We start from the raw sequence: 13,544 nt of genomic DNA on the forward strand, positions 1-13,544 counted from the left end.
AATTGGGATCGATGGGCTTTGCTGCCCGGCACAGTGCCGGGCAGATCGATGGTCGGCCGGATAACGCTTCCTCTTTGCTTCCTATTCCGGTCTGACGGCGACGTTGAAGGTATTGCCGTTGACGGTGCGCAACTGCAACGTCGCGGCGTTATGCAGGCTGGCGGCGTTGGCTTCGCCGATGACGGGCAAGGTGATCGTCGCCACCGCTCCCATCTTCGCCCGCAGCCCGAACGGACCCGGTGCAAAGCGGTTGTAGGCGAACTCGTTGCTGATCGCCGAAGCCGGCAGGTGGCTCAACGCCGTACCGTCCCATTGCTCGAGCACGGCGCCGTCATTGGACTTGAGCACCGCGCTCATGATGTTGGAGGGCGCCGCCGGCGTGCCGCCGTCGAGATAGGCATGGAAGCGCACGGCGCCGTTCGGCAGCAGGACACCATCGGACAGACTGAGATGATGCTTGCTGGGGCTAACCGGGCCGCCGTGAAACGGCGTCACCACCGAACCCCGGAAATAGTTGTAGGTGGCGACGTTGAAGACCACGGTTGCCGCAAACACTGCGAGCGCGAAGTTCTGGAATGCGCCGCCCCGCATCGGAAGCGGAAGCGCTCCGGACATCCAGCGGAACCAGCCGCGTTCGGCGAGCGCCGGCTTGCGCGCGAGCAGCGCACTGTCGAGCGAGAAAGCGGCGCTGCCGCCAAGCATCAGCGTGGCGCCGATCGCCAGATTGCAGGCCGCCATGGTCCATTCATCGATGCAGGTCGCGCCCTGCCACCCGAACATCAGCATCAGCACGACTGACAATCCCATCGAAACCAGCGCCGCGGCCCGCGTCAGAAAGCCGGTCATCAGGAATATTCCCGCGATCACCTCGACCGCGCTGAACAGGATCATCGAGACATAGAGCAGATAGAAATGATGCAGCAGGAACGCGATGATGTGGTCGGTTCCAAGCAGCGCGCCCGGCATGGCCGACTGGAACTTGTTGGCCATCCAGCTTGCGGCGTGCGGATCGAGTTTAGCGGGCGCGTAGATGAATCGGCGCGACCCGCCGCCCCAATAGATGAATCCCTGAATGAAACGGATCGACAGCAGGCCGAGTGCCGCGAGGCGCAGGGCGTCCGCCTTGCTGCGTTGGGCGGCTGAATGGGTGGCTGCCGCGGTGCCATCGAGCATAAGGGTCGACATATGATTTGATTCTCCTGTCGTGACGAATTCAGTGAGCGATGTAAGGTTTGAAGCCGTAGCGCGCGAAGATCTGCAGCGCCTCGGGCGCATGGATGAAGTCGAGCCAGGCCTTGGCCGCGTCCGGATGGGGAGCGCCCTTCACGGCCGCGCCGGCATAGACCGCCGTCGCATTGTCGGCGGCGGGAATCGCGACATGGCTGATCGGATGACCGGCCTGTTCCTGAAACTCGGCTTCGGACTGCCAGGTGACGCCGGCATCGGCGCGGCCCTGCATGATCCACAACGGGGTCTGCCGGTGATGGATCTGGGTTAGTTTTGCGGTGCCGTCCTTGACCTTGGTCTCATAGACCATCTTCTCCAGGGCATCGCCGCCGGCTTTGGTCAGCGCGATCTTGATCTGCCGGGCGACGCCTTCGAATTCGGGATTCGGCATCGCCAGGCGTATGCCGGGCTTGCCGAGATCGGCGAGGTCTTTGACGTGCGCCGGATTGTCCTTGGGCACCATGATGGTGAGATCATTGGTCGCGTAGGGCACGGCGGGTCCGACCAGCACGCCCTGCTCGATCAACCCCTTCACCTTCATGAGGCCGGCAAAATAGGCATCCGGCTTCGCGGTCCAGGTCATGTTTCCGACCGTGATACGGCCGCCCGCCTCGATCTGCCGGGCGAGCAGCCCCGGCGGCAACGTTTCCCAGTAGATGTGCCCCTTGTATTCGGGGTGATCGGCCTCGAACGCCTGCACCAGCCGCGCCATCGCGAAGAAATAATTTCCGCCGACATAAAGCACGAGCCTGGGGGAATCGAGATCGCCGTGGAAATCGGCGAGGTTATCGACCTCCGGAATCGTAAAGCCGAGCCCGCGATCGATCGCGTCGTTGTTGGCGCCGTGCTGCCAGGGCGGAAAAACGCTTTCCTGCTTCCCGCTCGACGTGACGGTTTGGGCCAGCGCCGGCGTCGCGAGCAGCGCAAGCGCTGACAACCCGAACAGCATGCCGCGAGGAAAGCGTGTCATGACAGAACTCACCGCTACGTCGCGTAGTGAAAGCCGGCCTGCTGCAACTCGGGCAGCGTGCCGACGGCACCCGGGATCAGGACCACGCCGTCGATCAGATGGTTGGTCAATTCCGCCGCGAGCGCGCCCTGCGAGAGCTTGTCGGGATTGACGTCGGCCTTGATGAGGGCCCCGGCCTGTTCCCAGATCGCGTTGTGGCACGACATGAAAACGACGCCGCGCCGCATCAGCGCAGGGATCGAATTGTCCTCGCCGGAGAAGGGCCCCGCCGGGTCCTCATAATCAGCGGGATCGCCGGTTGCCGCTTTCCGCTCGAGGATCAGCGTATTGGTCTTGAACTTCTCCCCGGCCAGTCTCGTGAGCTGATATTTGTCCCACGTCGCCTGATCGTAGAGCGCCAGATGGGCCGTACCATGCGTGACCGATACCGCGAGAAAATCCGGATGCTTGAACGACCAGATCTGCGAATTAAGCGAGTTGCGCATCAGGTTCAGCCAGGGACTTCCGATCCCGGTATTGTCCCAGACCTGCTTGGGTGCCGACTTGTAGGAGAGCACCTCGGTCAAGGCTTCGTGATCCCATTGCTCGGGATTGGTCAGGATCATCGGCACGGTCTTGAAATCACGACGGCGGGGCGCCCGCGCCAGGCGCTGCTTCAAGGCGTCAAGATCCGTGGCGCCGGGCGGCGTCAGCGCGGATTCGACGGCCGCTGACGCGGGCCTGGCCCGCGCCGATGCAAGGCCGATCGCGCCGGCGGCCGTGCTCAAGGCGAATGCTCTCAATACGCCCCTTCTTCCCGTGACGATCTTCATGGTCACCATCTCCTGTTGGCTATTTTCCGGAGATAGGGACGGCGGACTATCGCGACCAACAAATCTTTTGAATAAAATCAATCGGGCGGCGCGATTTGAAGAAGCCTGGAACCGCGCGGTCGCTGCGCTCAGGGCGGCCCTGCTGCCCGGAAGGCCCTCATTTTGAAGGCGCTGAGGAAATCCTCCAACCGCCATTGGAAGGAGGACGGCCTGACGCCGCGATTGAAGGCTTGTCAGGCTGCGCCCGACGCCATCAAAAGCGCGCGGGATTTACTGCGCGGTGTTGCGGGCGAAATCGATGTAGATCTCGCGCAGGCGGTCAGTCATCGGACCCGGTTTGCCGTTGGCGATGGTCTTGCCGTCGATCGACACCACCGCCTGCACGAACACGGTGGCGCTGGTGATGAAGGCTTCCTTCGCCGCCAGCGCTTCCGCGACCGTGAACGGCCGCTCCTCGACGCGCAACTGCCGCTCTTCGGCCAGCGCAACCACCGCCTTGCGGGTGCAGCCCGGCAGGATCGCCGATGAATTCTGCCGCGTCACCAGCACATCGTCGTGGGTCAGGATGAAGGCCGAGGACGAGCCGCCTTCGGTCACCATGCCGTCCTCGATCATCCAGGCTTCGCCGGCGCCGGCTTCCGCGGCGGCCTGTTTGGCCAGGACCTGCGCCAACAGCGCCACGCTCTTGATGTCGCGTCGTTCCCAGCGGATGTCGGGGACGGTGATCACCGCGATGCCCGTTTTCGCCGATGGCGCGTTGACGATGTCCTTGACCGAAGTGAACATCACCAGCGTCGGCTTCACGCCTTTTGGAAACGCGAAATCGCGCCCGGTGTCGGCGCCGCGCGTCACCTCCAGATAGACCATGCCATTGACCAGATGATTGCGCGCGATCAACTCCCGCTGGATCTCCTGAATTCGCTCAGTCGTTTCCGGCAAGGCCAAAGAGATCTCGCCGACCGAACGTTCCAGCCGCGCCAGATGCGAGGCATTGTCGATCAATTTGCCGTCCAGCACTGCCGCGACCTCGTAAATGCCGTCGGCGAATAAAAAGCCGCGGTCGAGCACCGAGACCTTGGCATCGGCAAGTGGCACGAACGAACCGTTGACGTAGGCGATCTGATCCAAAGCGGGTTCTCCTGCAGGACTTTGAGGCGATTTGCTCGCACAGTATAGGCGAATTGTTAAGGGTTGATCGACGAATTGGGAGCGTCGTTCGCGTGGCTCCCCTGGTTCGTCATTCCGGGGCGCATCGAAGATGCGAACCCGGAATCTCGAGATTCCGGGTCTGGTCCTTCGGACCATCCCGGAATGACATTGTGCTTCAATGCGACAGAATCTTCGACAAAAACTTCTGCGCGCGGTCGCTGCGGGGGCTGCCGAAGAAATCGGTCTTGAGCGCGTCCTCGACGATTTCGCCCTGGTCCATGAAAATCACCCGGTGCGCCACCTTGCTGGCAAAGCCCATCTCGTGGGTCACGACCATCATGGTCATGCCCTCGCGGGCGAGGTCGACCATGACGTCGAGCACTTCGCTGATCATTTCGGGGTCGAGCGCCGAGGTCGGCTCGTCGAACAGCATGGCGATCGGATCCATCGCCAGCGCACGCGCAATCGCGACGCGCTGCTGCTGGCCGCCGGACAATTCGGCGGGATATTTGCGGGCGTGATCCTTGAGCCCGACGCGGTCGAGCAGTTTTGAGGCCTTCGCCATCGCGGCCTCATGCGACCGTCCCAGCACCTTCTCCTGCGCCAGGCAAAGATTCTCGATGATTTTCAGGTGCGGGAACAGTTCAAAATGCTGGAACACCATGCCGACTCGGGCGCGCAGCTTCGGCAGATCGGTTTTCGGGTCGTTGAGCCTGATGCCGTCGAGAATGATCTCGCCCTTCTGGAACGGCTCAAGCGCATTGACGCATTTGATCAGCGTCGACTTTCCCGAGCCCGATGGACCGCACACCACCACCACCTCGCCCTTGGCGACGCTGGTGGTGCAATCCTTCAGCGCCTGAAATCCGGCGTACCATTTATCAACGTGGCTGATCTCGATCATCAAGGTCTCGCTAATGGACGAAGGCGATGCGGGTCTGCAGGCGCCTGACGCCGAATGACGCTGCGAAGGAAATTGCGAAATAGACCACGGCGGCGAACAGGTACATTTCGACCAGCCGGCCGTCGCGCTGCGCGACCTTGCTCGCCGCGCCCAGAAAATCGGTGATCGACAGCACGTAGACCAATGAGGTGTCCTGGAACAGCACGATGGTCTGGGTCAGCAGCACCGGCAGCATGTTGCGGAACGCCTGCGGCAGCACGACGTAGCGCATGGTCTGGCCATAGGTCAGGCCGAGCGCCTGGGCTGCCGCGGGTTGTCCTTTGGAGATCGACTGGATGCCGGCGCGCATGATTTCGGAAAAATACGCCGCCTCGAACATGACGAAGGTGACGAGCGAGGAGGTGAACGCGCCGACGTGAACCGGCCGCGACGATCCCGTCAGCCACTGCCCGATATAGGGCACCAGGAAATAGAACCAGAAGATCACCAGCACCAGCGGCAGCGACCGCATCAGGTCGACATAGAGGCCGGCGATGCGGCCGAGCACCCTGAAGCCCGACAACCGCATCAGCGCGATCAGCGTGCCGAAGACCAGGCCGCCCAGTGCGGCCAGCCCCGTCAGCGTCAGCGTGAACGTCATGCCGTCAAAAAACAGATAACCGAGCGAGCGGCGGATGACGTCGAAGTCGAAATTGGCGAACATCGGCGCGGCTCACTTCCCCGAGATGTAGCCGGGGACCGCCAGCCCGCGCTCGAGAAACCGCATGGCGATGACGACGACGATGTTGACCAGCAGGTACAGAACCGTCGCGGCGGTGAAGGCTTCGAACACCTGAAAGGAAAACTCCTGCATGGCGCGCGCCTCGCCGGTCAACTCGATCAGGCCGATAGTGATCGCCACCGAGGTGTTCTTGATGGTGTTGAGGAACTCGGAAGTGAGCGGCGGCAGGATGATGCGAAACGCCATCGGCAGCAGCACATAGCGGTAGGTCTGCGCGGTGGTCAGCCCGAGCGCGGTCGCGGCCAGCTTTTGTCCGCGCGGCAGCGATCCGATGCCGGCGCGCAACTGTTCGGCGACGCGCGCCGACATGAACAGCCCGATGCCGACCGCCGCGGTATAGAACGGCGCGTTGGGCATCTGCTTCAGCCACAGTCCCCACGCCTGCGGGAGGATTTCCGGCAGCACGAAGAACCACAGAAACAGCTGGACCAAAAGCGGCATGTTGCGGAAGAATTCGACATAGGCGAAGCCGGCCCACGATGCCGCCTTCGACGGCAGCGTGCGCAGCACGCCGACAATCGACCCGAACACCAGCGCAATGATCCAGGCGCAAAGCGCGGTTTCGATCGTCAGCACCAGCCCCGACAGCAGCATGTCGAGATAGGTGCCGGTCCCGTTAGGGGCCGGCTCCCAGAAAATGCGCCAGTTCCAGTGATAGTTCACAGGGCCTTCCGTGCGCTAGCGCGATGAGACGAATGCGCGGTGCCGATCGAGTACTTCCCCCTCTCCCCGTTCTTCACGGGGTCGAGACGAGCGGAGCTCGCTCTGAGAGGGTCGGGGCTTGCCCCGGCGAAGCCACTCGGCGAAGTCGGGTGAGGGGCTCTCTCCACGAGCATGACTCGCGGAGAGTCCCCCTCACCCGAAATTCGAGCGTCGCTCGAATTTCGACCTCTCCCCGCAAGCGGGGCGAGGTGATCAGAACTCGCTCGCGTGGTCCTCCTACTCGAAGGCATCATGCTCTCATCCCACGAACCGAGCCGCCTCACTTCGCCGTATACGACGCCGGATCCGGCGAATCCGACGGCTTTGCGAACTCGTGCTTCAGCTCCGCTCCGATCGGCGTATTGAGGTTCAATCCCTTCGGCGGGATTTTCTGCATGAACCATTTGTCATACAGCTTCTGGCCCTCGCCGCTCTGGTACAGCGCCGCGGTGGCGCCGTCGACCACCTTCTTGAACGCGGGATCGTCCTTGCGCAGCATGATGCCGTAGGGCTCCGGTTTCGAAAACGCGTCGGTCGAGATCACGTAGGCGTCCGGCTCTTTCGATCCGGCGACGAGGCTCGCGAGCAGGATATCGTCCATCACAAACGCCACCGCGCGGTCGGTCTCCACCATCAGGAACGCCTCGGCGTGATCCTTGGCCGGGATGATGTTGACGCCGAGGTTGCGGGCGGCGTTGGCTTCGGTGAGCTGCTTGATGTTGGTGGTGCCGGAGGTCGAGACCACGGACTTGCCCTTGAGGTCGTCGATCGAGTTGATCTTGTTCGACTTCTTCGAGACGAAACGGCTCGCGGTCAGGAAGTGCGTGTTGGTGAAGGCAATCTGCTTCTGGCGGTCGGCATTGTTGGTGGTCGATCCGCATTCGAGGTCGATGGTGCCGTTGGCCAGCAGGGGAATGCGGGTCGACGACGTCACCGGATTGAGCTTGACCTCGAGCTTGTCGAGCTTGAGCTCCTTCTTCACGGCGTCGACGATCTTGTAGCAAATGTCCATCGCAAAGCCGATCGGCTTCTGGCTGTCGTCCAGATAGGAAAACGGGATCGACGAGTCGCGAAAGCCCAGCGTAATGGCGCCGGTTTCCTTGATGTTCTTCAATGTCCCCGTCAGTTCCTCGGCATGGGCCTGCCCCGCGCACAGCGCAGCGGCGAGTCCAAGGCCCATCATACGCAAATGTTTCATTTGTGCTCTCCCCGTTTGGACGACTGCGGCAATGCTTGCATAAACCGGGCCGGAATAGAATGTGACTTTCGGCGGCCATACGACCCTCAAAACGGCCTGGCATGACAGGGGATGCGCCGCCGATTTTCGGCGGACTCAAGCCGGCTGCGCCACTCGGTCACGCCCCCTGCGAGTCCGCGGAAGTCCTTCGGATGGTAATCAGCGCGGACAGGCTCACCATGCCGACAAGGGTCAGGTAGTAGCCGGGCGCAAGATCACCGATCAGGGCGATGGTGCCGAGCCAGGTCATGATCACCGGCCCCATGCCGCCAAACAGCGTGACGCCGATGTTATAGCCGAGGCCGAGGCCGGTGGCCCGTGTCGCGGCCGGAAGCAGTTCCGACATCAATGCCGCGAGCGGTCCGTAGTACAGCGATTTCAGGGTCGACAGCCAGAACACCGCGGCAACGATCACCGTCGGTGTCGGATGCCTGGTAATCAGGAGGAACGCCGGATAGATCGAGACCAGCAGCAGCAGGTTGACCGCAATCATGTGGGTGGTGCGCCCGATCTTGTCGGAGATCATGCCGGCGACCGGGGTAAGGAACGTGACCACGAATCCTCCCACGAACGTCGCCGTAAATCCGACGATCGGCGGCAGGCTCAGTGTCTTGACCACGTAGGTCGGCATGTAGACGATCAGGTAGTTGATCGCGGTCGATATCGCGAGCGCGCCGATCCCGAGCACCACGCGAAGCTTCTGGTGCAGCAAGACCTGCCTGACCGGAGAGGCCTGTTTCGCGGCGGGCGGCGCGGTGGCGTCCTCGAGATGGTTACGGATGTAGATGCCGACCGGTCCGACCAGGATCCCGAACAGGAATGGAATGCGCCAGGCCCACGATTGCATCTCGGCCGGCGTCATCCATGAGGTGAGGCCGACGCCGAACGCGGACGCCAGCAGATTGGACAGCCCCTGGCTGGCAAATTGCCAGCTCGCGACGAACCCGCGGCGGTCCGGCCGATGCTCCACCAGAAACGCGGTCGAACTTCCGAACTCACCGCCGGCCGAAAAACCCTGCACCAGGCGGGCGGTCAGAACGGCGATCGGCGCCAGAATGCCGACGGTCTCATAGGCCGGCATGAAAGCGATGACCGACGTTCCGACCGTCATCATGACGATGGAAACCATCAGCGAAGCCTTGCGGCCATGACGGTCGGCATAGGCGCCGAGGACCACGCCGCCGATCGGGCGAACCAGGAACGACAGTCCGAAGGTGCCGTAGGTCAGAAGCAGCGACGTCGTCGGATCGTTGTTCGGGAAAAATGCCTTCGAAACATAGACCGCGAAATAGCCGTAGATGGCGATGTCATACCATTCCAGCGCGTTGCCGATCGAAACCGCGGCGATGAGCCCGCTGATATTCTTCCGTTGAGTCGCCTGCGACACTCCCGACAATTCGACCGGCGCCGATACCGTCATTCCAGGCCCCATTCATGTTGGACGCTACAAGGCGCGCGGCATCTCGCCCAAATCCCAGAACAACCCCGCCATGATGCCCAACGCTTCCTCGGTCACCCCGAGCAGAATGTGTTCGTCGGGCGCGTGCTGGGAGCAGCCCGGATAGGAGTGCGGCACCCAGATCGTCGGCAACCCCAGTGCATCGGAAAACACGTCGTTGGGCAGCGACCCGCCGAAATTCGGCAGCACCGCGGGCGCTTTTCCGGTGGTCTGCCGGATCGACTGCGCCGTCCAGTTGACCCAGGGGCTGTCGAAATCGGTTCGCGAGGCGGCAAAACTTTGCGTCGCGCGCACCTCGACCATCGGAAAGCCGCCGGCATCCAGACGCGCGCGGATCACATCGACGGCTTTGTCGACCCTGGTGCCGACGACGAAGCGAAGCTGCAGCACCGCTTGCGCGCGTCCCGGAATGGCGTTGGCTGGCTTCTCGATATTGCCGGACGACATCGCCAGCACTTCGAGCGTATTCCAGGCATAAAGCCGTTCGGCGGCTGAAAACCCCTCCTCGCCCCAATTCTCCGACAGCGTCGGCTCGCCGGCCGTCGGCTCGATCTTGACGTCGGCCAGGACCGCGCGAATCTGGTTCGAAAGCCGCGGCGGCTTCAACTCGTCCAGCAACAGGTGTCCCTTGCCGTCGACCAGCGTGGCGATCGCGCTGGCGAGGATGGTCGCGGGATTGGCAAGCACGCCGCCCCAGTTGCCGGAATGGTGCGAGCCGTCGCGCAAATTCACATCCAGATGAATCCGCACGCCGCCGCGGCAGCCGAGGAAGATGGTGGGACGATCGGCGGCAAGCCGGGGCCCGTCGGAGGCCAGAAACAGGTCGGCCTTGAGTTCCTCGCGCAGGGATTCGCAGACCTGGCGCAGATCCGGCGAGCCGATCTCCTCGCCCATCTCAACGATGAATTTGGCGTTGAAGCCGATCCTTCCGCCGCGCGCCTCGCGCACGGCGCGAAGCGCCGACAGATTGATGCTGTGTTGTCCCTTGTTGTCGGCGGTGCCACGGCCATAGACACGATTGCCTGACGTGGTCGTCCGCCACGGATCGAGATTGTCCCGCCATTCGCCGACCATGCCGTCGACGACGTCGCCGTGACCGTACATCAGGACCGTAGGCGCCGAGGCGTTCTCGCGATATTCGGCCAGCAGATAAGGATGCTTCCCGCTCGGGGATTCGATCAATCGTGTCGAGAAATCGAGTTGCGCGAAAGCCGGCTGCAGTTCCTGTTCGAGGTAGCCGCGCAGGCAGTCGCGCCGTTCGGGATTCTGGCTTTCGGTGGGATAGGCGACCCTGCGGTCGAGTTCACGGAGAAACGCGCCGGAATGAAGATATTCCTGCGCCCGGGCGATAGCATCGGTTCTGGTCATGTCTTCCTTTCGCGGGCCGCGAGCTTTTTCGAACGCCCTCAGCGTATCGGGATACGCCGCCGGCCGGAAGTGGGCACAGCGCGATATCTCCTAGGGCTTTAACCCCGCCGCGAGCCGGATATCCTTGATGATCATGAACAGATGCCGTGCGTCGGTCGGCGACGGCACAAAGCCAAAATGCCGGTAGAATGCGGCGGCCTGATCGTCCTTGGCATGAACCGCCAGCGCCCGCACGCCGATCACATCGGCGACCTGGAGCGTACGCCCGAGCGCGTCGAGCAGCAGCCCGGAGCCAAGACCACGGCCTTGTGCATTGGAATGGACAGCGAGGCGCGCGAGCACCAGCAACGGGATCGGATGGCGGGACATGCCCTTGACGACGCGCTGAGGAGCTTGCGCGTGCTGAACTTCGCCGGCAACGATTGTATAGAAACCGACGACTTCACTGTCGCTCAACGCGACATAAGTCTGCGACGAATTTGATTGCTGCGCCTGCAACGCGTGACGTATCAGGAAGCGATCGAGCTCCGGTTGCCCGCAGGTGAATTGCTCGACGTTGTGGGTGCGATGCAATTTCACGATATGAAGCGCGTGCGTCACGGCTCGTTTTTGGGATCGAACGCGGAAGGCTCGCGAAACAATCTCTCAAGACGCGCGTGACGGCTCGGCGGCGCATCGAGCGCGGCGACAAAGGCGTCCCATCCTTTGGCGTCAAGCGTGAAAACCCGGCGGTCGGCGAGCCGCTCCTCGGCTTCGCTCAGCGCGGTGTCGAGCACGAATTCGCTGACCGACTTGCGTTCGGCGGCCGCGGCTGCCTGTAGGGTCTTTTTCGCGGCCCGGCTCAGCCGAAGATCAAGCTTTTCCGTTCGATTGGTGCGCTGGGTCATTTTATCTCCTGAGCTCGTGGATATTGCCAGACAATGTCATGACAAGCAAGCCCTGCCGACTCCCGTTAAAATCATATGTGCAACAGAATATTGGTAGATGGCCGGGTCCAAAAATCGTTCCCGCGCTGTCTCTCCGAGATATGTCGAAGCCATCATGCTATTTGATCGTTCCTGGAACTTGTATCGACCACCAAATCATCGATTTTCTTCACGCAGGCCGGGCGATAGTCTCTTCACAAGCGTCGCGCTGAAAGTCGCCAGACCATGACAAAACAAATCCGACTCAACGCCTTCGCCATGAACTGCGTCGCGCATCAATCGCCGGGGCTATGGACCCATCCGCGCGACCGCACCGCCGACTATAACCGCCTGCCCTACTGGATCGATCTGGCGAAAACGCTCGAGCGCGGCCGGTTCGACGGCCTGTTCCTGGCGGATGTGCTCGGCGTCTACGACGTGTTCGGCGGCAGCCCGGATGCAGCGTTGCGCAACGCCACGCAGACCCCGGCCAACGACCCGTTGCTGCTGATTCCGGCGATGGCTGCCGTGACCGAGAATCTCGGCTTCGGCGTGACCTCCAACCTGTCCTACGAGCCGCCCTACACATTTGCCCGGCGGATGTCGACGCTGGATCATCTCACCGAAGGGCGGATCGGCTGGAACGTGGTGACCGGCTATCTCGACAGCGCCGCGCGCGGCGCCGGTAAGGACAAGCAGGCCGCGCATGACGATCGTTACGACGTCGCCGACGAATATATGGAGGTGGTCTACAAGCTCTGGGAAGGAAGCTGGGAGGACGACGCGGCGCTGCGTGATCGCGCGCGGGGAATCTTCGCCGATCCCGCGAAAGTGCATCGCGTCGTTCACGAAGGAAACAACTACCGCGTCGATGCCATCCACCTCTGCGAGCCGTCGCCGCAACGCACCCCCGTGCTGTACCAGGCCGGCACCTCGCCGCGCGGACGGCAATTCGCGGCGGAGCATGCCGAATGCGTGTTCATGTCGGGTCCCTCGGCCAAAATCATCGCGCCGCGCGTGGCCGCGATTCGTGAACTCGCCGCAAAAGCCGGCCGCAACCCGGCTGAAATCCTGATGTTCAGTATGATGACGATCATTCTCGGCCGCACCGAAGCCGAAGCCACCGCAAAATACGCCGACTATCGCAGTCACATCAGTCCCGAGGGCGCGCTGACGCTGATGTCCGGCTGGACCGGAGTCGATTTCTCGACCTACGATCTCGACCAGCAGGTGCGCCACGTCCAGAACGACGCCGGCCGCACCGCGATGGACAACATCACCCGCGCCGATCCGGACCGGGTCTGGACCGTGCGCGAGGTCGCCCAGCATGTCGGCATCGGCGGCATCGGGCCGGTCGTGGTCGGCACGCCCCGGAAAGTCGCCGACGAGATCGAGGCCTGGTTCGATCAGACCGGCGTCGACGGACTGAATGTCCCGTTTGCGATTTCGCCGGGGGATTTCGAGGATATCACCGACATGCTGGTGCCGGAACTGGTCCGGCGCGGGCGTTACAAGAGCGCCTACCAGCCAGGAACGCTGCGCGAAAAACTGTTCGGTACGGGCCGCACACGGCTCACCGCCCCGCATCCGGCGGTGCAGTATCGCCCGCGCGCGGCGGCGAAGGCGGCCGAGTAGACCGCGGGTCTTGTCGCCATTGCGAGGAGTGAAGCGACGAAGCAATCCGATTCAGCGTCATTCCGGGGCGATGCCAACGGGTCCGCGCGCAGCGCGGCCCGATGACAGGCTCCGCATCGAACCCGGAATCTCGAGATTCCCCGATGTGCAGTTGCACATCTGAGGTCTGGTGCTAATGCACCATCCCGGAATGACGGCTTCGCACTGCTCCACCGAGCCTGTCATCGGGCGCGCATTCGCCCAGTCCGCACCCGCGGCATTTTGGCTCACTTCTGAATTTCAGAAACATCGCTTGCGGCCTGACCCAAATCAGTAATATATCCCTCCCCGTCCCGTCCCACTCAGAGGGGCGGCTCGCGACGTCACGGACGCGGGGCGGGATGCGGTGGACGCGG

Annotated in this window: 13 protein-coding genes; 1 reads left to right on the top strand and 12 read right to left on the bottom strand. The window is 62.7% G+C overall.

Features of this window, described 5'->3' with window-relative positions; all coding sequences use genetic code 11:
- Positions 1-81: 81 nt before the first annotated feature.
- From B5527_RS33125 to B5527_RS33180, 12 genes are all read right to left on the bottom strand, one after another.
- Entirely contained in the window at positions 82-1,185 is a 1,104-nt protein-coding gene (locus tag B5527_RS33125) for a TQO small subunit DoxD (RefSeq protein WP_079605247.1), read from the bottom strand.
- A 28-nt stretch (positions 1,186-1,213) separates the two neighbouring features.
- On the bottom strand, positions 1,214-2,197 hold the full coding sequence (locus tag B5527_RS33130; RefSeq protein ID WP_079605248.1) for a molybdate ABC transporter substrate-binding protein: 984 nt from the start codon (positions 2,195-2,197) through the stop codon (positions 1,214-1,216).
- 14 nt (positions 2,198-2,211) lie between these two features.
- Positions 2,212-3,009 carry a transcriptional initiation protein Tat gene (locus B5527_RS33135; protein WP_079607696.1) on the bottom strand — a complete coding sequence of 266 codons (798 nt, stop codon included), beginning with the start codon at positions 3,007-3,009 and terminating at the stop codon, positions 2,212-2,214.
- A gap of 270 nt (positions 3,010-3,279) precedes the next feature.
- On the bottom strand, positions 3,280-4,137 hold the full coding sequence (locus B5527_RS33140) for a D-amino-acid transaminase (protein WP_079605249.1): 858 nt from the start codon (positions 4,135-4,137) through the stop codon (positions 3,280-3,282).
- A 196-nt stretch (positions 4,138-4,333) separates the two neighbouring features.
- The gene (locus B5527_RS33145) at positions 4,334-5,062 is read right to left on the bottom strand and encodes an amino acid ABC transporter ATP-binding protein (RefSeq protein ID WP_079605250.1); all 729 of its coding nucleotides are present in this window, start codon (positions 5,060-5,062) and stop codon (positions 4,334-4,336) included.
- A 10-nt stretch (positions 5,063-5,072) separates the two neighbouring features.
- A complete protein-coding gene (locus B5527_RS33150; RefSeq protein ID WP_079605251.1) occupies positions 5,073-5,765 on the bottom strand; it encodes an amino acid ABC transporter permease in 693 nt (230 codons plus the stop codon).
- A gap of 9 nt (positions 5,766-5,774) precedes the next feature.
- The gene (locus B5527_RS33155) at positions 5,775-6,506 is read right to left on the bottom strand and encodes an amino acid ABC transporter permease (RefSeq protein WP_079605252.1); all 732 of its coding nucleotides are present in this window, start codon (positions 6,504-6,506) and stop codon (positions 5,775-5,777) included.
- Positions 6,507-6,825: 319 nt separating this feature from the next.
- Complete coding sequence (locus B5527_RS33160) at positions 6,826-7,743, bottom strand: amino acid ABC transporter substrate-binding protein (protein ID WP_079605253.1); 918 nt, start codon at positions 7,741-7,743, stop codon at positions 6,826-6,828.
- Between the two features lie 157 nt (positions 7,744-7,900).
- Complete coding sequence (locus B5527_RS33165) at positions 7,901-9,202, bottom strand: MFS transporter (protein WP_079605254.1); 1,302 nt, start codon at positions 9,200-9,202, stop codon at positions 7,901-7,903.
- Between the two features lie 24 nt (positions 9,203-9,226).
- On the bottom strand, positions 9,227-10,609 hold the full coding sequence (locus B5527_RS33170; RefSeq protein ID WP_079605255.1) for a M20 family metallopeptidase: 1,383 nt from the start codon (positions 10,607-10,609) through the stop codon (positions 9,227-9,229).
- 90 nt (positions 10,610-10,699) lie between these two features.
- Positions 10,700-11,209: a GNAT family N-acetyltransferase gene (locus B5527_RS33175; RefSeq protein WP_079605256.1), complete on the bottom strand. Its 510-nt coding sequence runs from the start codon at positions 11,207-11,209 to the stop codon at positions 10,700-10,702.
- Entirely contained in the window at positions 11,206-11,496 is a 291-nt protein-coding gene (locus B5527_RS33180; protein WP_079605257.1) for a DUF1778 domain-containing protein, read from the bottom strand. The genes B5527_RS33175 and B5527_RS33180 overlap by 4 nt, the downstream gene beginning before the upstream one ends.
- 264 nt (positions 11,497-11,760) lie before the next feature.
- Between B5527_RS33180 and B5527_RS33185 the strand changes: the two genes are divergently transcribed.
- The gene (locus B5527_RS33185; RefSeq protein ID WP_079605258.1) at positions 11,761-13,149 is read left to right on the top strand and encodes an LLM class flavin-dependent oxidoreductase; all 1,389 of its coding nucleotides are present in this window, start codon (positions 11,761-11,763) and stop codon (positions 13,147-13,149) included.
- The last annotated feature ends 395 nt before the right edge of the window (positions 13,150-13,544 follow it).

Source organism: Bradyrhizobium erythrophlei, assembly GCF_900129425.1.
GTDB classification, from domain to species: Bacteria; Pseudomonadota; Alphaproteobacteria; order Rhizobiales; family Xanthobacteraceae; genus Bradyrhizobium; species Bradyrhizobium erythrophlei_C.

Excerpts from the sequence above, each read along its gene's own strand:
- B5527_RS33180 (WP_079605257.1), bottom strand. The coding sequence starts at position 11,496 with ATGACCCAGCGCACCAATCGAACGGAAAAGCTTGATCTTCGGCTGAGC.
- B5527_RS33170 (WP_079605255.1), bottom strand. The coding sequence starts at position 10,609 with ATGACCAGAACCGATGCTATCGCCCGGGCGCAGGAATATCTTCATTCC.
- B5527_RS33185 (WP_079605258.1), top strand. The coding sequence starts at position 11,761 with ATGACAAAACAAATCCGACTCAACGCCTTCGCCATGAACTGCGTCGCG.
- B5527_RS33125 (WP_079605247.1), bottom strand. The coding sequence starts at position 1,185 with ATGTCGACCCTTATGCTCGATGGCACCGCGGCAGCCACCCATTCAGCC.
- B5527_RS33135 (WP_079607696.1), bottom strand. The coding sequence starts at position 3,009 with ATGAAGATCGTCACGGGAAGAAGGGGCGTATTGAGAGCATTCGCCTTG.
- B5527_RS33150 (WP_079605251.1), bottom strand. The coding sequence starts at position 5,765 with ATGTTCGCCAATTTCGACTTCGACGTCATCCGCCGCTCGCTCGGTTAT.
- B5527_RS33130 (WP_079605248.1), bottom strand. The coding sequence starts at position 2,197 with ATGACACGCTTTCCTCGCGGCATGCTGTTCGGGTTGTCAGCGCTTGCG.
- B5527_RS33160 (WP_079605253.1), bottom strand. The coding sequence starts at position 7,743 with ATGAAACATTTGCGTATGATGGGCCTTGGACTCGCCGCTGCGCTGTGC.
- B5527_RS33165 (WP_079605254.1), bottom strand. The coding sequence starts at position 9,202 with ATGACGGTATCGGCGCCGGTCGAATTGTCGGGAGTGTCGCAGGCGACT.
- B5527_RS33145 (WP_079605250.1), bottom strand. The coding sequence starts at position 5,062 with ATGATCGAGATCAGCCACGTTGATAAATGGTACGCCGGATTTCAGGCG.